Annotated in this window: 15 protein-coding genes; 8 read left to right on the top strand and 7 right to left on the bottom strand. The window is 46.0% G+C overall.

The annotated features are described in order from the left end of the window. Nucleotides 1–172 precede the first annotated feature (172 nt). The 4 genes from ACOMG9_RS23910 (at nt 173) to ACOMG9_RS23895 (ending at nt 8,278) form a co-directional block, all read left to right on the top strand. Nucleotides 173–2,023 carry an F-box/WD repeat-containing protein gene (locus ACOMG9_RS23910; protein WP_494529540.1) on the top strand — a complete coding sequence of 617 codons (1,851 nt, stop codon included), beginning with the start codon at nt 173–175 and terminating at the stop codon, nt 2,021–2,023. 234 nt (nt 2,024–2,257) lie between these two features. After that, nucleotides 2,258–4,090 carry a WD40 repeat domain-containing protein gene (locus tag ACOMG9_RS23905; protein WP_494529539.1) on the top strand — a complete coding sequence of 611 codons (1,833 nt, stop codon included), beginning with the start codon at nt 2,258–2,260 and terminating at the stop codon, nt 4,088–4,090. 272 nt (nt 4,091–4,362) lie between these two features. Next, nucleotides 4,363–6,210 carry an F-box/WD repeat-containing protein gene (locus ACOMG9_RS23900; RefSeq protein WP_494529538.1) on the top strand — a complete coding sequence of 616 codons (1,848 nt, stop codon included), beginning with the start codon at nt 4,363–4,365 and terminating at the stop codon, nt 6,208–6,210. Between the two features lie 220 nt (nt 6,211–6,430). Continuing rightward, nucleotides 6,431–8,278, top strand: a complete 1,848-nt coding sequence (locus tag ACOMG9_RS23895) for an F-box/WD repeat-containing protein (RefSeq protein ID WP_494529537.1) — start codon at nt 6,431–6,433, stop codon at nt 8,276–8,278. Between the two features lie 179 nt (nt 8,279–8,457). Here the strand turns inward: ACOMG9_RS23895 and ACOMG9_RS23890 are convergent, their stop codons facing one another. Further along, nucleotides 8,458–9,735: an IS4 family transposase gene (locus tag ACOMG9_RS23890; RefSeq protein WP_448218607.1), complete on the bottom strand. Its 1,278-nt coding sequence runs from the start codon at nt 9,733–9,735 to the stop codon at nt 8,458–8,460. Between the two features lie 256 nt (nt 9,736–9,991). Here ACOMG9_RS23890 and ACOMG9_RS23885 point away from each other — a divergent pair, with 256 nt between their 5' ends. From ACOMG9_RS23885 to ACOMG9_RS23870, 4 genes are all read left to right on the top strand, one after another. Beyond that, entirely contained in the window at nt 9,992–11,839 is a 1,848-nt protein-coding gene (locus ACOMG9_RS23885; RefSeq protein WP_494529536.1) for an F-box/WD repeat-containing protein, read from the top strand. 237 nt (nt 11,840–12,076) lie between these two features. Continuing rightward, nucleotides 12,077–13,924 carry a WD40 repeat domain-containing protein gene (locus tag ACOMG9_RS23880; protein WP_494529535.1) on the top strand — a complete coding sequence of 616 codons (1,848 nt, stop codon included), beginning with the start codon at nt 12,077–12,079 and terminating at the stop codon, nt 13,922–13,924. Nucleotides 13,925–14,429: 505 nt separating this feature from the next. After that, the gene (locus ACOMG9_RS23875; RefSeq protein ID WP_448215179.1) at nt 14,430–15,098 is read left to right on the top strand and encodes an epoxyqueuosine reductase QueH; all 669 of its coding nucleotides are present in this window, start codon (nt 14,430–14,432) and stop codon (nt 15,096–15,098) included. A gap of 48 nt (nt 15,099–15,146) precedes the next feature. Then, the gene (locus ACOMG9_RS23870) at nt 15,147–15,578 is read left to right on the top strand and encodes an H-NS family histone-like protein (protein ID WP_448215180.1); all 432 of its coding nucleotides are present in this window, start codon (nt 15,147–15,149) and stop codon (nt 15,576–15,578) included. 38 nt (nt 15,579–15,616) lie between these two features. Here ACOMG9_RS23870 and ACOMG9_RS23865 read toward each other — a convergent pair whose 3' ends face one another. From ACOMG9_RS23865 to ACOMG9_RS23840, 6 genes are all read right to left on the bottom strand, one after another. Next, on the bottom strand, nt 15,617–16,279 hold the full coding sequence (locus ACOMG9_RS23865) for a hypothetical protein (protein WP_494529534.1): 663 nt from the start codon (nt 16,277–16,279) through the stop codon (nt 15,617–15,619). A gap of 283 nt (nt 16,280–16,562) precedes the next feature. Continuing rightward, a complete protein-coding gene (locus ACOMG9_RS23860; RefSeq protein WP_494529533.1) occupies nt 16,563–17,714 on the bottom strand; it encodes an AAA family ATPase in 1,152 nt (383 codons plus the stop codon). A 193-nt stretch (nt 17,715–17,907) separates the two neighbouring features. Further along, nucleotides 17,908–18,075, bottom strand: coding sequence for a 50S ribosomal protein L33 (gene rpmG / locus ACOMG9_RS23855; protein WP_034834535.1), 168 nt, complete (start codon nt 18,073–18,075; stop codon nt 17,908–17,910). A gap of 20 nt (nt 18,076–18,095) precedes the next feature. Beyond that, on the bottom strand, nt 18,096–18,332 hold the full coding sequence (gene rpmB, locus ACOMG9_RS23850) for a 50S ribosomal protein L28 (protein WP_422136193.1): 237 nt from the start codon (nt 18,330–18,332) through the stop codon (nt 18,096–18,098). 405 nt (nt 18,333–18,737) lie between these two features. Next, a complete protein-coding gene (gene radC / locus ACOMG9_RS23845) occupies nt 18,738–19,433 on the bottom strand; it encodes a RadC family protein (protein WP_422136194.1) in 696 nt (231 codons plus the stop codon). 377 nt (nt 19,434–19,810) lie between these two features. Beyond that, on the bottom strand, nt 19,811–20,815 hold the full coding sequence (locus tag ACOMG9_RS23840) for a hypothetical protein (RefSeq protein WP_448215183.1): 1,005 nt from the start codon (nt 20,813–20,815) through the stop codon (nt 19,811–19,813). Between the last annotated feature and the right edge of the window lie 318 nt (nt 20,816–21,133).

Genomic DNA, 21,133 nt, shown 5'->3' with positions numbered 1-21,133 from the left:
TTCATTATTTGTTGTGGGGAAAGACAAAGAAAATGCATGGGCCGGTGGCATTTTTGTTAGTTGTTCTTAACAAGAAGTTCTTAACTTTTACTCTAAAGCCGACTTTACTTCACAGCGTTAATTTTGAATATTTTCTAATCGAGGACAAATACTCACTTCGAAGACTCCGAGTATGAATAGAACAGATAATAACAACACCGTTGGCGGTTCAGTTCCCCAGAGACCTTTTCAATCTACATTGGCGCAAGCACCAACTGGGGTCAGTGAGGGCAGAAATGTCACTCTATCTGACGAGAGTAAATCTTCACTGCTCAATTTGTCCGTCGACACACATTTGCAAATTATTGGCTGTTTGAGGCTTAGGGATATTGCTCGTTTAAAACAGGTATCTACCTACTTTCGAGAAGTGATTCAAGAAGATAATTCGCTGGCAAAGGCGTGGTATCGGCGTTTTTCTTCAAGGCACCAGTTTCTACTTAGCACGATCGTCACTTCAAAAGACGATGATCAGCTCCGTTGTTGGATGGAGCGGTTTATAAACGATAAAGATTTAATCGAATCACTCATACAACGCCGAAGCAGTCCTCATTTACCTGCTCTGCTTCATTTCACTAATGCTGAACGAAAATCTCAATTTAGAACCTTTAAGTTAGCGACAAAAACCACTATTTCAGATGATGGCCTTGTCAACTCGGCCTGTTTCAGCGCTGATGTTCGCCATATGGTGACTGCCAGTTATAACGGCACGGCGAGAATCTTTGGCCTGGAGTCCGATGGATCATGGAAACCAAAAGTCCTCATTCTTAACTTCCATTCATCATGTTCAGCCAGCTTCAGCGCCCATGGCCGCCATGTAGTAGTCTCCAGTGACAACGGCACAGCACGTATCTATAGTCAAGAGGTCGATGGTTCATGGGAACGAAAAGCCGTTATTGTTCATGAGGACGCTGTCTATTCAGCCACCTTCAGTCCCGATGGTCGCTATTTGGTAACCATCAGTGCAGATGGTGAGGCGAGAATCTACGGTCTGGAAGCTGATGGTGCATGGGTAAAAAAAACCGTCATTTTTCATCAGGATCACTTTGTATCAGCAACCTTTAGCGCCGACGGTCGCTATGTGACGACCGTCGGTAGAGATCACACAGCGCAAATTTTCGGCCTGGAGGACGATGAATCATGGCAACCAAAAGCCATCATTCGGCATAATACTTCAGTCAGGTCAGCCAGCTTTAGCGCCGATAGCCGTCTTGTGGTGACTGTCAGTCGCGATCGCAATGCCAAAGTCCATTGTCGGGAGATAGACGGATTATGGCAAGAACAAGCCACTTTACCCAATGATCTCTCGGTCGCATCAGCCCGCTTCAGCCCCGATAGCCGCCACGTGGTGACTGTCGGTGACGATAACCTTGCGAAAATCTATAGCCAGAAGGATGGTGGATTGTGGGAAGAAAAAAGCATCATTTCCCATAATGGTTCGATTCAATCACTTAACTTCAGTGCTGATAGCTGCCATGTGGTGACTGCCAGTGCTGATGAAACGGCGAAAATCTATAGCCTGAAAGCCGATGGGTCATGGGAGGAAAAACAGACCGTTTTCCATGAAGATTGGGTTAGATTGGCGACCTTTAGCCCTGATAGCTGCCATCTGGTGACTGCCAGTGACGATGGTATGGCGAAGATCTACGGCCTGAAGGACGATGGGTCATGGGAGGAGAAAGCGACCATTCCTCATAGTGGGTGGGTCTATTCAGCGGCCTTCAGTACTGATGGCCGACATGTGGTAACTGCCGGTGACGACGGCGCGGCAAAAATCTGCGGTCAGATGCTCGATGGAACCTGGTTAGTGAAAGCGACCATTTCCCATGATGGTTATGTCCGATCAGCCACCTTCAGCGGCGATGGCGGCTATGTAGTGACCGTCGCTGACAATAATTGGGACCATGATGGTCGTCGAACCATGAAAATTACCGAACTTTGGGTGGAAGATGAACCCCTGTGTGAGGATATATGTCGCCTCTTTTGATTCATGACACTCCTCAATAGACCCTGAGCAACATCCATCCGTTCTGTTTAAGTAACTGTTAGGTACTTATCATTGGTTGCGGAGAAAAACACTGAAAATGCATGGCAGCATTTTTGTTAGTTGTTCTTACCAACATGTTGTGAACTTTTATCCTTAGACCGACTCTACATTGCCTCATTAATTTTGAATTTTCTTTCTAATCGAGAACAAATACTCACTTCGAAGATTCCGAGCATGAATAGAGTAAATAATAACGGCACCCTTGGCAGTCCAGTTCCCCTGAGACCTCATGAATCTATATCGGCGCGAGCATCGAAGGGAGTCAGTAAGGGCAGAAACATCAATGTATCTGACGAGAGTAAACCTTCACTACTCAATTTGTCGGTCGACACGCATTTGAAAATTATTGGCTGTCTGAGGCTTAGAGATATTGCCCGTTTAAAACAGGTATCCAGCTACTTTCGGGAAGTGATTCAAGAAGATAATGCGCTGGCAAAGGCATGGTATCGCCGTTTTCCTTCATCACACCAGCTTCTGCTTAACACAATCGTCACTTCAAAAGATGATAATCAGCTCCGTTGTTGGATGGAGCGGTTTATAAACGATAAAGATTTAATCGAATCACTCATACAACGCCGAAGCAGTCCTCATTTACCTGCTCTGCTTCATTTCACTAACACCGAACGAAAGACAAAATTTAGAATATTTAACTTATCTACAAAAGCCACTATTTCACACGATAGGCCTGTCAACTCAGCAAGTTTCAGCGCGGATGCCAGCCACATGGTGACAGCCGGTCGAGACGGCGCGGCGAGAATCTTTGGCCTGGAGGCCGATGGATCGTGGATACCAAAGGTCCTCACTCTTCAACGCTATTCAGTATGTTCATCCAATTTCAGCGCCAATGGCCGCCATGTGATAATCTTCAGTTTCAACGACGGCACAGCGCGTATATACGCACAAGAGGCCGATGGTTCATGGGAACGAAAAGCCGTTATTGTTGAAGCTGTCCATTCAGTCACCTTCAGTCCTGATGGTTGTTATTTGGTAACAGGCTCTTGGTGTGGCAGGGCGGTAATCTATGGTCTGGAGGCCGATGGTACATGGAAAATAAAAGCCAGTATTTCCGATTGGGAATGCTTACCGACCTTTAGCTCCGACGGTCGCTATCTGGCGATCGTCGGTAACGATCAGACAGCGCGAATCTTCGGCTTGGAAGACGATGGATCATGGCAACCAAAAGTCATCATTCGGCATAATAGTCCAGTCATCTTAGCTTGCTTCAGTCCCGATGGCCGCCTTGTGGTGACTGTCAGTGGCGATCGTAATGTGAAAGTCCATGGCCAGGAGATAGACGGATCATGGCAAGAACAGGCCACCTTACACCATAATCTCCCCGTTGCATCAGCCCGCTTCAGCCCCGATAGTCAGCACGTGGTGATCAGTGGCTATAGGTTTGCGAAAATCTATTGTCAAAAGGACGATGGATTATGGGAAGAAAAAAGCACCATTCCCCATAATGGTTCGCAATCACTTACCTTCAGTGCTGATAGCCGTCATGTGGTGGCTGCCTGCGCTGATAAGACGGCGAAAATCTATGGATTGAAAGCCGATGGGTTATGGAAAAAAAAAGAGACCGTTTTCCATGGATGTTGGGTTAGTTTGGCGACCTTCAGCCCTGATGGCTGCCACTTGGTGACTGCCAGTGACGATGGCAAGGCGAAGATCTACGGCCTGAAGGACGATGGCTCATGGAAGGAGAAAGTGACCATTTCTCATAGTGGCAGGGTCAATTCAGCGACCTTCAGCACTGATGGCCGACATGTGGTGACTGCCAGTGATGACGGCACGGCGAAAATCTGTGGTCAGATGCTCAATGGATCCTGGTTAGTGAAAGCGACCATTTCCCATAATGGTCGCGTCAGATCAGCCACCTTCAGCGCCGATGGCGAGTATGTGATGACCGTCGCTGAAAATGATTGGGACGAAAATGGTAGTCAAACCGTGAAAATCACCGAACTTTCGGTGAAAGATGACATCCTTGAGGATATATGTCGTCTCCTTTGATCTATGACTCTTCAGTTTCCGTGCCGTGCACGGTTATCCATAACTCTGTTCAGGGTAATTGAACAAAAAAATGTCTTCAGTATCTATCATCCGGTCTGTTCATTATTTGTTGCGGAGAAAGGCAAAGAAAATGCATGGGCTGGCGGTATTTTTGTTAGTTGTTCTTACCAACATGTTATGAACTTTTATCCATAAACCGACTCCACATAACCGCATTAATTTTGAATTTTCTTTCTCATCGAGAACAAATACTCACTTCGAAGATTCCGAACATGAATAGACTGGAAAATAACGGCACCGTCGGCGGTTCACCTCCACCAGAATCCTATCAGACTATATTGGCGCAAGCTCCAAAGGGAGTCAGTAAGGGCAGAAACATCAATGTATCTGACGAGAGTAAACCTTCACTACTCAATTTGTCCGTCGACACGCATTTGAAAATTATTGGCTGTCTGAGGCTTAGAGATATTGCCCGTTTAAAACAGGCATGTAGCTACTTTCGAGAAGTCATTCAAGAAGATAATGCGCTGGCAAAGGCGTGGTATCGCCGTTTTCCTTCATCACATCAGTTGCTACTCAGGACAATCGTCACTTCAAAAGATGATGATCAGCTCCGTTGTTGGATGGAGCGGTTTATAAATGATAAGGATTTAATCGATTCACTCATAGGACGCCGAGGCAGTCCTCATTTACCTGCTGTGCTTCATTTCACTAATACCGAACGAAAGTCTAAATTTTGGACATTTGAATTAGCTACAAAAGCCACTATTTCACATAATAGGCCTGTCAACTCAGCCAGTTTCAGTGCTGATGCCAGCCACGTGGTGACTGCCGGTCAAGGCGGCGTGGCGAGAGTCTTTGGCCAGGAGGCCGATGGATCGTGGATACCAAAAGTCCTCACTCATCAAAGCGATTTTGGCTGTTCAGCCAGTTTCAGCGCCAATGGCCGCCATCTGGTAATCTTCGGCTACGACGGCACTGCGCATATCTATGGTCAAGAGGCCGATGGTTCATGGGAACGAAAAGTCATTATCGTTCATGAGGGCGTTGTCTTTTCAGCTACCTTCAGTCCCAATGGTTGTTATTTGGTAACCAGTAGTTTGGATGGAACGGCGATAATCTCCGGTCTGGAGAGTAATGGTTTATGGGTAAAAAAACTCATTATTCTCCGTCATGATCCAGATGCTTTGGTGAATTTCAGTGCCGATGGTCGCTATTTGGCGATCATCGGTGAAGATAACACGGCGCACATCTTCGGTCTGGAGGACGATGGATCATGGCAATGGAAAGCAATTATTTGCCATAATAGTGCAGTCAGGTCAGCCTGCTTTAGCGCCGATTGCCGTCATGTCGTGACTGTCAGTAGAGAGCACAATGCGCAAGTCCATGGCCAGGAGATAGGTGGGCCATGGCAAGGAGAAGCTATTCTACCCCATGCTCCCCCAGTCAAATCAGCCCGCTTCAGCCCCGATAGCCGCCACGTAGTGACTGTCGGTGACGATAATTTTGTGAAAATATTTAGTCTGAAGGAGGGTGGATTATGGGAAGAAAAAGGCATCATTTCCCACAATGGTTCGATTCGATCACTTAACTTCAGCGCTGATAGTTGCCATGTGGTGACTGCCAGTGCTGATAAAACGGCGAAAATCTGTGGCCTGAATGACGATGGGTCATGGGAGGAGGAAGTAACCATTTCTCATAGGAATTGGGTCATTTCAGCGATTTTCAGCCCCGATGGCTGCCATGTGGTGACTGCCAGTGTTGATGGTATGGCGAAGATCTATGGCCTGGACGCCGAAGGGTCATGGGAGGAGAAAGTGACCATTTCTCATAGGATGTGGCTCAGTTCAGCGACCTTCAGCACTGATGGCCGACATGTGGTGACTGCTAGTCGTGACGGTACGGCGAAAATTTGTGGTCAGGTGCTTGATGGAACCTGGTTAGAAAAAGCGACCATTTACCATGCTGGTTGCGTCAGATCAGCCACTTTCAGCGCCGATGGCGACTATGTGATGACCGTCGCTGACAATGATTGGGACGATACTCGTGGTCAAACCGTGAAAATCACCGAACTTTGGGTGGAAGATGATCCCTTTGAGGATATATGTCGACTCTTATGATCCATGACACTTCTCAATAGACCCTGAGTAACATCCATTCGTTCTGTTTATCATTGGTTGCGGAGAAAAACACTGAAAATGCATGGGCTGGCGGTATTTTTGTTAGTTGCTCTTAACAGCATGTTATGAACTTTCATCCTTAAACCGACTCTACATAACCGCATTAATTTTGAATTTTCTTTCTCATCAAGAACAAATACTCACTTCGAAGATACCCAGCATGAATAGTGTAAATAATAACGGCACCGTTGGCAGTCCAGCTCCCCTGAGACCTCATCAATCTATATCGGAGCGAGCACCAGAGGGGGTCAGTGAGGGCAGAAATATCACTGTATCTGACGAGAGTAAACCTTCACTACTCAATTTATCCGTAGACACACATTTGAAAATTATTGGCTGTTTGAGGCTTAGAGATATTGTCCGTTTAAAACAGGTATCTACCTACTTTCGAGAAGTGATTCAAGAAGATAATGCGCTGGCAAAAGCGTGGTACCGCCGTTTTCCTTCATCACACCAGTTTCTGCTTAACACAATCGTCACTTCAAAAAATGATAATCAGCTCCGTTGTTGGATGAAGCGGTTTATAAACGATAAAGATTTAATCGAATCACTCATACAACGCCGAAGCAGTCCTCATTTACCTGCTCTGCTTCATTTCACTAATACCGAACGAAAGTCAAAATTTTGGAGATTTAACTTAGCTACAAAAACCACTATTTCACACGATAGGCCTGTCAACTCAGCCAGTTTCAGTGCTGATGCCAGCCACATGTTGACTGCCGGTCAAGACGGCGTGGCGAGAGTCTTTGGCCTGGAGGCCGATGGATCGTGGATAGCAAAGGTCTTAAATCATAGCCATGAAACATGTTCAGCCAGATTCAGCGCCAATGGCCGCCGTGTGGCAGTCTTCGGTGACGACCGCACAGCGCGTATCTATGATCAAGAGGCCGATGGTTCATGGGAACGAAAAGCCGTTATTGTTCATGAGGCCCCTGTCTATTCAGCTACCTTCAGTCCCGATGGTTGTTATTTGGTAACCAGCTCTTATAGTGGGGCGGGAATCTATGGCCTGGAGGCCGATGGTAAATGGAAAATAAAAGCCAGCATTCCCGATCAGCAAGGTTTGTATTCACCGATCATTAGCTCCGACGGTCGCAATGTGGCGATCATTAGCAACGATCAGACAGCGCGAATCTACGGTCTGGAGGACGATGGATCGTGGGAACCAAAAGCCATCATTCGGCACAATAGTTTAGTCGTGTCAACTAGCTTTAGCCCCAATGGCCGCCTTGTGTTGACTGTCAGTGGCGATCGCAATGCGAAAGTCCATGGCCAGGAGATAGACGGATCATGGCAAGAACAAGCCACCCTATACCATGATCTTTCGTATTCATCAATCCACTTCAGCCCCTTTGGCCGCTTCAGCCCCGATAGCCGCCACCTGGTCACTGCCAGACATAATTTTGCAAAAATCTATAGTCTGAAGGACGATGGATGGGAAGAAAAAGCCACCATTCCTCGTAAAAGTTTTCTATCAGTTATCTTCAGCGCTGATAGCCGCCATCTGGTGAGTGCCAGTGACGATGGTGTGGCGAAAATCTATGGCCTGAAGGCCGATGGGTCATGGGAGAAAAAGGATACTATTTTCCATGAAGATACGATCATATCGGCTACCTTCAGTTCTGATAGCTGCTATTTGATGACTTTCGGTGGCGATAAGGCGAAGATCTATGGCCTGAAGGGCGATGGATCGTGGCAGGAGAAAGTGACCATTTCTCATAAGGGGAGGGTCAATTCAGCGTCCATCAGCACTGATGGCCGACATGTGGTGACTGCCAGTAAAGACGGCACGGCAAAAATCTGTGGTCAGATGCTCGATGGATCCTGGTTCGTAAAAGCGACCATTTCCCATGCTGGTCGCGTCAGATCAGCCACCTTCAGCGCCGATGGCGAGTATGTGATGACCGTCGCTGACAATGATTGGGACAATCGTAATAGTCAAACCGTGAAAATCACCAAACTTTCTATGGAAGATGACATTCTTGAGGATATATGTCGCCTCTTTTGATCTATGACTCTGCGTTTCCCGCGCTGTGCACGGTTATCCCATACCTCTGTTCAGGGTAATTGAACAAAAAATGTCTTCAGTATGTGTCATCCAGTCTGTTAATCATTTGTTGTGGAGAAAGACAAGGAAAATCCATGGGTTGGTAGCATTTTTGTTAGTTGTTCTTCTTAAGGTAGACATTAAGCCCCACCCACAGCACAAAGACCTAATCTTGTACGCCCTGAACAACCATCTCGTGCAGGGTGTTCACGTTTCGCATTATCTGCCCAGAAGTTGAGCAGCTTCCTTGTATGTGAGAGCAGAGACTTTCCTGCATTCATAAGGGATAAAATGACATTACCAAACAGTCGGGTTCCACTTTTCATCGCCTTATGCGTCGAGATTTCTTCAATGGCTCCACTTTCATAGAGGTTCGCCTGTGCAGCATGGGCAAGATACCTTTTCAACGTCACAACCACGAAGGACATCAGAATCAGGCTAAACACCAGTGTCGCTGATTTAGTGTTAAAACGATGCCACCCTGAATAGGACTTGATCTCTTTGAAGATAAGCTCTATTTGCCATCGTAGACGATAGGCCTGAAGTACTTCATTCAGGGTGAACTCAACCCGGTTAAGGTTGCTTACAACGAATACCCATTTCAGTTTCCTGTCATTCCAGCGGACAACCAAACGATATGGCCAGGCTTTGAATCCTGGCCATTCTACATCCAGGTCGAGGCATTGATCTTTAGGGAAGCCAGACAACACTTCCTTAAGTTTTTTCCCTTTGTAGCGATTCAGATTTTTGCCATCCTCCCGTACTGCGCTGAGTATCGTCGGGTTGATACTCTGAGGTGCCTTGCAGATAAAAGAACCTTCCCGATCATCAATGGCAGCAAAGCGTTCCAACTCAAAATAACCGGCATCGATCAGCATCAGGATATTAGCCATGGAGGTTGGCAGTGGTGGCAGACAGTCTCTTTCTGAACGGGTATCTTCAGTGAGCTGCACGCGCACCAGATTGTTGGTAAGAAGATCCATTGTCGTATGAAGTTCTACAGCAGCAGGACTGACCGTTGAGAACCTGCCGGGAAATGTTTCCTTTAGGGCATTGTAGACAGCCTGCGATGAGCCGTCATGAATCAGAATGTGCTCGAACTCTGAAAATGGACTGTCCTCATCAAACGCCATGACTTTGCGGGTAAAGACTTCCAGACACTGCACCCATAGCCAGAGGACAAGAGCAGGCATCGCGTCTTTTTTAGCTTGATTTGCCCAGGAACGATAGGAGACATTCAGCCCCGTCAACTCATTAAATTTACGGTGGAGATCGGCTTGAGTATCGCAGTTTCCATCACCAGCAAGGGCATCAATCAGTGAAAGGATAAAGTCCAAGGGGCGGATATCTCGCTGTCGTATAGTAAAACCAAGCTGTTCCGCCATACTGAGAAGTTCAGACCGGTCGAAACACGTCAGCAGTTTTTTTGAACTAGTCTACTATTTGCGATACTCATCTTGTTCAGCCTTGATACTTTTCGCGAAGCTTTATTTTGGCTGTTCAAGGTGAGTTCTGCCGCTGGAAATGAAGCTTTTTTGAGCTTAATGTCTACCCTAAGAGTTGTTCTTACCAACATGTTATGAACTTTCATCCTTAAACCGACTCTACATTCCTTCATTAATTTTGAATTTTCTTTCTAATCGAGAACAAATACTCACTCTGAAGATTCCAAGCATGAATAGAGTAGATAATAACAGCACCGTTGGCGGCTCAGTTCCCCAGAGACCACATCAATCTATATCGGCGCGAGCACCAGAGGGGGTCAGTGAGGGCAGAAATATCAATGTATCTGACGAGAGTGAACCTTCACTACTCAATTTGTCCGTTGACACACATTTGAAAATTATTGGCTGTTTGAGGCTTAGAGATATTGCCCGTTTAAAACAGGTATCCAGCTACTTTCGAGAAGTCATTCAAGAAGATAATGCGCTGGCAAAGGCATGGTATCGCAGTTTTCCTTCATCACACCAGCTTCTACTTAACACAATCATCACTTCAAAAGATGACGATCAGCTCCGTTGTTGGATGGAGCGGTTTATAAACGATAAAGATTTAATCGAATCACTGATACAACACCGGAGCGATCCTCATTTACCTCCTCTGCTTCATTTCACTAATACCGAACGAAAGTCTCAAACTAGAACCTTCAAATTAGCTACAAAAGCCACTATTTCACATGATAGCCGCGTCAACTCGGCCAGTTTCACCGCTGATGCCAGCCACGCGGTGACTGCCAGTCAGGATGGCACGGCGAGAATCTTTGGCCTGGAGGCCGATGGATCATGGAAACCAAAAGTCGTCATTAATCAGGAGGATACATCATTTGATGCCAGCTTGAGCGCCGATGGCCGCCGTGTGGTTATTTTCGATTACGACGGCAGAGCGCAAATCTATGGTCAAAAGGCCGATGGTTCATGGGAACGAGAAGTCATTACTGTTCATGAGGACGCTGTCCATTCAGCCGCCTTCAGTCCTGATGGTTGCTATTTGGTAACCAACAGTCAAGATGGCATGGCGATAGTCAGCGGTCTGGAAGCCGATGGTACATGGGTAAAAAAAACCATGATTCCCAATCAGAATTTCTTTCATCCAGCGACCTTTAGCGCCCAGGGTCGCCATATGGTGACCATCGGTGGCGATCGTAATCAGACAGCGCAAATCTCCGGCCTGGAGGACGATGGCTCATGGCAACCAAAAGCCATCATTCGGCACAATTATTCAATCAGGTCGGCCAGCTTCAGCGCCGATAGCCGCCTTCTAGTGACTGTCAGTAACGATCCCAATGCGAAAGTCCATGGTCTGGAGATTGACGGATCATGGCAACCACAAGCCTGCATCCGCCACAGGAGGTCAGTCAAGTTAGCCAGCTTCAGCCCCGATGGCCGCCACCTGGTCACTGCTGACGATTTATTTGCGAAAATCTCTAGTCAGAATGACGATGGATTATGGGAAGAAAAAGGCAACATTTCCTATCATGGGATTCAATCACTCATCATCAGCACTGATAGCCGCCATGTGTTGACTGCCAGTCAAGATGGTATGGTGAAGATCTATGGCCTGAAGGACGATGGATCATGGCAGGAGAAAGTGACTATTTCTCATAAGAGTAAGGTCTATTCAGCGACTTTCAGCACTGATGGCCGACATGTGGCGACTGCCAGTGATGACGGCACGGCGAAAATCTATGGCCAGAAGGACGATGGAACATGGCAGGAGAAAATGACCATCTCTCATAAGAGCAGGGTCTATTCAGCGACCTTCAGCACTGATGGCCGACATGTGGTGACTGCCAGTGATGACGGCACGGCGAAAATCTGTGGTCAGATGCTCGATGGATCCTGGTTAGTAAAAGCGATCATTTCCCATCACGGTCAAGTCTTGTCAGCCAGCTTCAGCGCTGATGGCGACTATGTGATTACCGTCTCTGATAATGATCAGGATGTTGGTGGTCAAACCGTGAAAATCACCGAACTTTGGGTGGAAGATGAACCCCTGCGTGAGAATATATGTCGCCTCTTTTGATCCATGACACTCTGGCCTCCACACTGTGCACGGTGGTCCTACGACCCTGAGCAACATCCATCCGTTCTGTTTGTCATTTGTTGTGGAGAAAACACTGAAAATGCATGGCGGCATTTTTGTTAGTTGTTCTTAACAAGATGTTATGAACTTTCATCCTTAAACCGACTCTACGTTACCACATTAATTTTGAGTTTTATTTCTCATCAAGAATAAATACTGACTTTGAGGATTCCGAACATGAATGGACTAGAAAATAACGGCACCACCAGTGGTTCACCTCCACCAGAACTCTATCAGTCTATATTGGCGCAAGCTCCAACGGGTGTCAGTGAGGGCAGAAATATCAGTGTATCTGACGAGAGTAAGCCTTCACTACTCGATTTGTCCGTCGACAAGCATTTGAAAATTATTGGCTGTTTGAGGCTTAGAGATATTGCCCGTTTAAAACAGGTATCTAGCTACTTTCGAGAAGTCATTCAAGAAGATAATGCGCTGGCAAAGGCATGGTATCGCAGTTTTCCTTCATCACACCAGCTTCTACTTAACACAATCATCACTTCAAAAGATGACGATCAGCTCCGTTGTTGGATGGAGCGGTTTATAAACGATAAAGATTTAATCGAATCACTGATACAACACCGGAGCGATCCTCATTTACCTCCTCTGCTTCATTTCACTAATACCGAACGAAAGTCTCAAACTAGAACCTTCAAATTAGCTACAAAAGCCACTATTTCACATGATAGCCGCGTCAACTCGGCCAGTTTCACCGCTGATGCCAGCCACGCGGTGACTGCCAGTCAGGATGGCACGGCGAGAATCTTTGGCCTGGAGGCCGATGGATCATGGAAACCAAAAGTCGTCATTAATCAGGAGGATACATCATTTGATGCCAGCTTGAGCGCCGATGGCCGCCGTGTGGTTATTTTCGATTACGACGGCAGAGCGCAAATCTATGGTCAAAAGGCCGATGGTTCATGGGAACGAGAAGTCATTACTGTTCATGAGGACGCTGTCCATTCAGCCGCCTTCAGTCCTGATGGTTGCTATTTGGTAACCAACAGTCAAGATGGCATGGCGATAGTCAGCGGTCTGGAAGCCGATGGTACATGGGTAAAAAAAACCATGATTCCCAATCAGAATTTCTTTCATTCAGCGACCTTTAGCGCCCAGGGTCGCCATATGGTGACCATCGGTGGCGATCGTAATCAGACAGCGCAAATCTCCGGCCTGGAGGACGATGGCTCATGGCAACCAAAAGCCATCATTCGGCACAATTATTCAATCAGTTCGGCCAGCTTCAGCGCCGATAGCCGCCTTGTGGTGACTGCCAGTAAAGATCAAAATGTGAAAGTCCATGGCCTGGAGATTGACGGATCATGGCAACCAAAAGCCAGCATCCGCCACAGGAGGTCAGACAAGTTAGCCAGCTTCAGCCCCGATAGCCGCCACCTGGTCACTGCTGTCGATAATTTTGCGAAAATCTCTAGTCAGAATGACGATGGGTTATGGGAAGAAAAAGGCACCATTTCCCATGTTCACTCGATTCTATCACTTATCATCAGCACTGATAGCGGCCATGTGTTGACTGCCGGTTATGATGGTATGGCGAAGATCTATGGCCTGAAGGACGATGGAGCATGGCAGGAGAAAATGACCATTTCTCATAAGAGCAGGGTCTATTCAGCGACCTTCAGCGCTGATGGTCGGCATGTGGCGACTGCCAGTGGTGATGGCACGGCGAAAATCTATGGCTTGAAGGACGACGGAACATGGCAGGAGAAATTGACCGTTTCTCATAAGAGCAGGGTCTATTCAGCGACCTTCAGCACTGATGGTCGACATGTGGTGACTGCCAGTGATGACGGCACGGCGAAAATCTGTGGTCAGATGCCCGATGGAACCTGGTTAGTAAAAGCGATCATTTCCCATCACGGTCAAGTCTTGTCAGCCAGCTTCAGCGCTGATGGCGACTATGTGATGACCGTCTCTGATAATGAACAGGATGATGTTGTAGATGTGAAAATCACCGAACTTAGGGTGGAAGATGAACCCCTGCGTGAGGGTATATCCCGCCTCTTTTGATCCGTGGTTCTGGCCCCCACGTTGTGCATGGGTATCCATTCTCCTGTTCAGGCCATTTGAATAAAAATGTCTTTTATTGGACTCCTCAACAAGGCCTGCTGCAGGTCTTCGATCGATGATTGGCCTTGAATCAATAAATGACAAACCTGTTGGTAATGCCTGAACTCCCGAAAGGCACCCTGATGGAAATAGATGATGATGGTCATTATTTCAGTGAGCGACAGTTTTGATATATCACTTTTGCTCTATTGGCGTCGCAGACGAGTTGCTTATGCTGCCCGGTTGCAAAACTCAGGCAGAAATCATCGACATTACAGAATACATTGGCCATAGACACGAAGCCTTTGGTAGTTGTCTATGGTTTGGTATCTTGACGTTAGCTAAGATGTCTGGAGGTTTTCTGCGTTGAACTCATCTTAACTCATGGATATAAGAAAAAAGCATTTCTCAATTGACGCGTTTGCTATTTAACTGATGATTACGACTGGATTCAGGTATCCACATTATGAATTCACCTTACTCTGTAGATAACTATCAAAGGCCTGTCCTGAAGTCTCCCAACGGCTCAAGGAGAATTTTATTGCATTCTTGTTGTGCACCTTGCGCCTGCGAAATCATTAGTGCCATTAAAGCCTCTGGTTTTGAGCAGACGGTATATTTTTATAATCCTAACATTCATCCTCTGGAAGAATATGAGTTAAGGAAAAAAGAGAACAAGCGTTACTGTGAAAAAAATGACATCAACTTTATTGATGCCGACTATGATACTGAAAACTGGTTTGATCGTGTCAAGGGTTACGAGGACGAGCCGGAGCGTGGAGAAAGATGTTCAATATGCTTTTCGATGCGTTTTGAGAGAACAGCGTTGTATGCTTTTGAACATGGGTTTAATCTCATCTCCAGTACATTGGGTATTTCTCGCTGGAAGAACCTTGAGCAAATCAATCGCTGCGGCGTTGAAGCTGCCGGTCGGTATCCGGACCTGACGTACTGGACTGTTAATTGGCGCAAACAGGGTGGCGCTTCAAGAATGATTGAAATTTCCAAAGATGAGCATTTCTATCAACAGGAGTATTGTGGCTGTGTGTATAGCCTGAGAGATACTAATCGTTGGCGAATGAGTCGGGGTCGCCCTAGAATTAAACGACTTATCACGTTTTATGGTGAACGCTGAATGGTGCCTTCACAAGCTGACGGCATTTGTTTGATACACTGAGGTCTGATGATGAATATATTTGATGAACTTCTGCATCGTCTGGGTAGTAAAACCAGAATCCGTTCTCTCTTCAAGGATATGGGTATGGATGAGATGGAGCGCATCATTAACCGGTTGAATGAGGTGCTGGAAGAAAAAAATCAGGAAAAAGAAGCCGCTGATATAAAAAGAAAACAAAAGCTTCAGAGCGTAGAAGAGATCAAGAAAGTCATGGAGGCCAAAGGTCTTTCGATGTCTGATCTGAATCTTTTGCAAGAGGTAGGCAAGGAAGGCAAGCGTAAGAGAAACGTCTCCAAACATAACTTTGAGTTTCAGACAAACTCCGGAGACACGGTGCGTTGGTTCGGTTCAACAACAGGGCGCCTGCCCAAAGATTTTCAGGACTATCTGGATCGTACCGGTAAAAAGCGGATTGAATGTGTTATTGAAAGTGAGTAGTTGTTGATGATGGTAATAGTATCTGCCAGTGGGTTTTATCAGGCTTGCAGATGAGTTATCAGAGAACGCATCCATAAAGACAGATCACTGATGTCGTCCAGAATCAGAAACAGCAGGGCGACATCCACAGGATCTATTTCGCTTTCCGTCAGACAGGTTTGTTCACGAATTTCGTGACAGGCCTTTCTGAGCTCATCGACATCACAGGCCAGACTTTTCCTGTAGCAACCTTGAGATTTGTTGTGCTGCTTTCTGAATCCGCCCTTGCTGAGTTCATTTGATTTGATGGCGGCCTGCTTTAATTGATTCGCCGTCTTACCAAAGTGCCCGGTCAGGTTATTCAGCGGAATAATCATTTCGGCTGGCAATCGAAGGGGGCGGTAGCTTAGTCGTTCTGAAAGTCGAAAGATCTGATGGGCGAGCTGGCTCTGTGCCTGCAGTGTATCTGCGATTACTTCCCTGGGTTGAGCCGTCAGCGATGGTTTTTGCAACCGGGACAGCACCTCTTGCTCCATGGCTTTAAGCTGATGTGGGAGTTCTTTGATCCAGGGCTTGCTGGAAGGGATCGGCGTGTTTTCATACACAAAACCTTGAAGTTCTCGGTTGAGGTGCAAAAGTGCATTCAACACGGCATTACGATGTCGTAACAAGGGTTTGAACGGTGAGCCTGAGAAGAGGCTGGCAAAGGTTTCAAGATCCATAAGGCCGTTATCGGCCAAGAGTCTGACGAACTTAAGTGTCCCCGTTGCGGGCGCTATTCCCGGTTTGGCTCGATTACCGAAGTACATTGAGTTGATATGGCGGTTAGCACCGCCGTCGGGGCAGTGCTCTCTGACATCAGGACAGGTAACGAACCAGCAAAGACATCAAGCTTTCCCTGGCTTGAAAGAGTGCCAACAGGACCTATAGCAAGCAGTTTGGGGAGCTTCGATAAATTTTCCAGAAGAGTCAGACGACTGTGCCCTGTCTCACTATCACGATGACTTATCGTGATAAAAGGCGTCTATCCAATAGTGCTGGATTGTGTGTGGTCACCAGGATATCGATATGACGTTGTTCCCCAATAGACCTCAAAACGCTCAAAAGGACATTGGATCTTGAAGGATGAAGACCATTATCAATTTCTTCTACTACCAGAAGGCTGTGCTCGGGGCGGGTGAGTAAGGCAACCAGTATGGCCAAAAACCTCAATGTACCATCTGACATACCTCTGGCATCAACGGAAACCTTCTTGTCGCCCCAGAACTCATCACAATATAACATGGCATCGGATTTGAAACGGCCAACAGTTTCAGAGTATATCCGACCAATGTCCTTTTCTGGCAATAAACTGACATGCTTCGTCAATGTCTCTTCAATGTGCTGTTTTTGTTGCACATCAAGAGCCGCAATGATTCCGGCCATGTTGGCTGCATCGCTATCCAGATCTTTTGACAAGGGGGCATAATTCCTCATGTGAGATGGGATAGGGTCAAGAATAAAAATACTTGTTAGTGCCCCGATAACGGCTTCAACCCCATCGGTAATATCTTTACTCAGATTTTGAGAGAATGCTTCCGGGTGTAGCTGACTCAAAATAGTGGATTGTCGTGTCGAGGGTCTGGGTTTACCTTGTTTTCTGTTGTAGAGACGGGCTGTAATAGCAGGTGCATCAAGTCCGCAATCATCAGTTCTGAATAAAAATATATCTGAGGAGATGGCTTGGGCTCGTGGTCTGTACTTCACTCGTCTCAAGCTTTCTGAGGCAATTTGTGGTAAGCCCTCAATATTGACTTCGAGCCTGTAAATATAATCAATGAGTTCATTGCTTCCAGAGGCTTTTACTTCCAAGGCAAACTGTTTTGTACCCGAACGACATACCCAGTCTACGCTGCCACGCAATCCCGGGAAATTACTGTCTCCCTGAAGAATAACATTCAAAGGCACACTTGATGCACTGAGGTTCAGAAATAGTAAGGCGTCCAGTACATTGGACTTACCACTGGCATTGGTGCCGATGAGAACTGTGAGAGGGTCTATGTAAAGGGTCGAGCTTTCGAAGCTTTTCCAGTCTTCTACTCGGATTTCTTTTATCATAAAGCTACCGTTTGCTTGATCTGCTGGGAGAAAGGCTTTCTTGTCTTTTTCTTTTGACACTACTCCAGATAGTAAGTATTGGAACGTTTGGAATGTATGGTGGATTGAGGTTTGACCAAACTGGTCCAAAATAGACAACTCGGTTACAGAGTAGTTGCAGGTTATATTAAATCGTAATGTATTTGAACGTAAGAAGAAGCTGTGGAGGAAAAATGGGCCCGACAGAGCATCGGGCCGGAAAGAGCTCAGGATCTTACTTGATCTTGTACTCTTTATATTCAACGTGCTTGCGTACAACAGGGTCGTACTTTTTGAACACCAGCTTGTCTGGAGTGTTACGCTTGTTTTTGGTCGTGGTGTAGTAGTGACCTGTGCCAGCTGATGAAACCAGCTTGATTTTTTCACGAATACCTTTAGCCATGACTTATTGCTCCCGCTATCTTAAACTTTTTGACCGTTAGCACGCATTTCGGACAGAACGGTGTCGATACCTTTCTTGTCGATGATGCGCATGCCTTTAGCGGATATACGCAGGCGAACGAAACGCTTCTCGCTCTCTACCCAGAAACGCTTGTGGTGCAGGTTTGGCACGAAACGACGCTTGGTCTTGTTGTGCGCGTGGGAAACGTTGTTTCCGGTAACCGGGCGCTTGCCGGTAACCTGACAAACTTTGGACATAGTAGTGGCCTCTCAAACCAAAAAAACCCAGCCATGAGGCCGGAGGATTCCGTTATTCTTTTTCGGGCAGGTCTGCCCAATGTTAAGAGTCAGAACTCTCAGCAGCTACCCATATACAAAGACCGCGCTTTATACCAAAGTCAAGGCTTTGGTGCAAGTTGGGCGCTATAGGCGTTTTCCGCCTGTTGGCTCGAAAGCCTTCTCCTTACTGGCTCCTGAAAAACTGAAAGAGTCAGTTCTTCAAGGGGCGCGGTCTGAATTATCCACAGATTTGAACAGAATCTGTAGTGGTAAAAATCGATATTTGCGGTGTCAGGGTATCTGATTATCACGTATCTGTGTTGCAGGAAGTCTATTGGATCTCTTCAGCATTATACCCATCATTATACCCATCGCTTGCCAGATTCACATAAGGCCTTGCTCGGCCAGAGAAGCCGACACACCTTTGCCAATAATAATGTGGTCCAGTAGCCTGATATCCACCAGGGCCAGTGCTTTCTTGAGGGCTTCGGTAATTCTTATATCAGCCTGGCTGGGCTGCGGATCACCTGATGGGTGATTGTGGCTGGCTATAACCGCCGCCGCGTTGAGTTCAAGGGCTCTTTTTACCACCTCTCTGGGGTAGACAGGCGCTGCATCGAGTGTGCCCTGAAAGAGGGTTTCCAAAGCCAGAACCCGGTGACGGGTGTCCAGAAACAGGCAGGCAAACTCTTCTCTCTGACAGCCCCTGAAATGGAGCTGAAGGTATTGACGGGTGGCATCCGGGCAGTTGATCGTGCTCTGCTCAGACATTTTTTCTGAGAGTACTCTCTGGCAGATTTCGAGAATGGCACTGAGTTCAGTCGCCTTCGCTTTCCCAAGTCCTTTTAAAGCTTGTAATTGCGCAGGTGTTGCACAAAGCAAACCATCTAACGACTGAAAGCGCTGAATCAGCTGGTTAGCAAGAGTCAGCACATGAGTGCCTTTGTAGCCGGTACGTAGCAGAATGGCCAGTAGCTCGGCATCACTCAATACGGCAGGCCCCCGGGAGATCAACTTTTCCCTGGGGCGTTCCTCTACCGGAAGTGCTTTAATGGCTGTGTCCTGAGGTTGATGAGTCATAAGGTCAGAAGTATCGACTGTTAAGTTGGTGTTATTTCAGACACAATAAAATCCGAAAAATTCCCTGATTTATCCCGTGATAGCCTCTATCGTTAGCTAAGTGAAGAAGGTAATCCAAATCTAAAAACCCTTTTGGCTGTGTTTAAGGCTCTGGGAGTTTCTATGAATATCGGAAAGCCTTTGCAGATGTAAGCTTATCTCGTTCCCACACTTGGACCCACAGGGCCTAAAAGTATGGGAACGAGCCATTTCCGTTACCGTATCTCTGAAACCAGAGGGCTTTGTGGTCATTGGCTCACTCGCCCGCAAGATCCCACTTGACGGGGACAGCCGCTGCCGGTCAGTTCTGCGGTTATGCATTCAGCGCCATAAAATAATTATTTTTCCAGCTTTAAAGTTCCGTCACCTAATAAAATTCTACCGTTGTAGTACGGAAGAGCATGGTTTGCCCAAGAATAATTTTTTATGAAACTTTCACCTATGACCATATTCATTGAGTTCACATAATGTGCATGTACTTGACTAATTGCGCTTGCAAGATGAGACCTTGCTGAAACAGCCAACACTCTACTATATGGGGAAAAAAGAAATGCAGATGCAATATTGTTCTTATCTGGAAATCCGCCGTGGCAAGAATAAAGATCAATAAAGCTGCTTTTTGAATGGGAATTGTAAAGGATATCTAGAGCTTTAATATGCTGATTATTTACAGAAATTAAATCCCTATTACCATGAACGTTAATTTCAGTTATGGTTGCGTTAGATGCATTCACAGCTTTCCAAAAATCATCCGTACTATAAACAACATTGGGTAAATAACTTCCCAAGGAATATAAAGCATGTGCATAGTAATCAAGTGTATCAAGGTAAGACTCAATTGATGATATTACATTGATATGGTTATTCCAATAATAGTTGCTTTTTCGATATTCATGGTTCCGCTTAAAGTAATTCTTAAGCAGCGCTACGTTATCTAGATTTGTTACCAGGCTAGGATCGATACGGCTCACCCAAAAATCTGGTTTTATCGAGAAAAAAAATGAATTAGCAAAAGTGCACTCACTACAACTGATTAAATGATCATCTTCATATGGGAAATTGCCAATTAAGACTACACCTTTCATTTTTTGCATTGAATGTTGTAAGACTAATTCTTTATGGAATTCGCTATATGAATAATATCTTTTATCTTTAAAAAGAAAATTAACATTCCAACCTTCTGATTCAAGGTCATTTTTGTAAACCTCTAGCTCTTTTTCAAGTGAAGATGCATAACTAGTATCAGTAATAACTAAAACCATATCATTTTGGGCTAATGCAGAGTTCATCGTAATAAAAGTGATGAACAAAAAAAACAAACTTTTCATAATCAAACTATCCATAGTAATTTCCATATAAATACTTAGAGCTTCTTATGTGGAATAAGTTTCTATGATTTGTTAGTCAAGAAAACAGTATTGAAAGAATGCATAACAAAAAATTCCAGCAGATGTCTTCGGTGCTGCTGAATCGAGTCTGGTCAGTCTTCCGTGCAAGTGAGCAGGGTTATTAAATTTCTGTCCCCAAAAAGATCTGGGCTCATCCTTCATCCTGCCCAATTTCATGTAAAAAAACGGGTTCCCATTTATATGTTTATCTAAGAATTCCAGTAACACTCTGCCAGTGTACGTCTCTATGCACATCGCTTTTAACTCAGTGCG

The organism is Endozoicomonas sp. PH6C, assembly GCF_059322965.1.
The sequence above is the reverse complement of the archived record's forward strand: the minus strand, read 5'-3'. Positions and strand labels throughout refer to the sequence as shown.

Bases quoted from the DNA above. Each gene is read 5' to 3' on its own strand.
- ACOMG9_RS23910 (WP_494529540.1), top strand. From the start codon at position 173: ATGAATAGAACAGATAATAACAACACCGTTGGCGGTTCAGTTCCCCAG.
- ACOMG9_RS23905 (WP_494529539.1), top strand. From the start codon at position 2,258: ATGAATAGAGTAAATAATAACGGCACCCTTGGCAGTCCAGTTCCCCTG.
- ACOMG9_RS23900 (WP_494529538.1), top strand. From the start codon at position 4,363: ATGAATAGACTGGAAAATAACGGCACCGTCGGCGGTTCACCTCCACCA.
- ACOMG9_RS23895 (WP_494529537.1), top strand. From the start codon at position 6,431: ATGAATAGTGTAAATAATAACGGCACCGTTGGCAGTCCAGCTCCCCTG.
- ACOMG9_RS23885 (WP_494529536.1), top strand. From the start codon at position 9,992: ATGAATAGAGTAGATAATAACAGCACCGTTGGCGGCTCAGTTCCCCAG.
- ACOMG9_RS23880 (WP_494529535.1), top strand. From the start codon at position 12,077: ATGAATGGACTAGAAAATAACGGCACCACCAGTGGTTCACCTCCACCA.
- ACOMG9_RS23875 (WP_448215179.1), top strand. From the start codon at position 14,430: ATGAATTCACCTTACTCTGTAGATAACTATCAAAGGCCTGTCCTGAAG.
- ACOMG9_RS23870 (WP_448215180.1), top strand. From the start codon at position 15,147: ATGATGAATATATTTGATGAACTTCTGCATCGTCTGGGTAGTAAAACC.
- ACOMG9_RS23865 (WP_494529534.1), bottom strand. From the start codon at position 16,279: ATGGATCTTGAAACCTTTGCCAGCCTCTTCTCAGGCTCACCGTTCAAA.
- rpmG (WP_034834535.1), bottom strand. From the start codon at position 18,075: ATGGCTAAAGGTATTCGTGAAAAAATCAAGCTGGTTTCATCAGCTGGC.
- rpmB (WP_422136193.1), bottom strand. From the start codon at position 18,332: ATGTCCAAAGTTTGTCAGGTTACCGGCAAGCGCCCGGTTACCGGAAAC.
- radC (WP_422136194.1), bottom strand. From the start codon at position 19,433: ATGACTCATCAACCTCAGGACACAGCCATTAAAGCACTTCCGGTAGAG.
- ACOMG9_RS23840 (WP_448215183.1), bottom strand. From the start codon at position 20,815: ATGGATAGTTTGATTATGAAAAGTTTGTTTTTTTTGTTCATCACTTTT.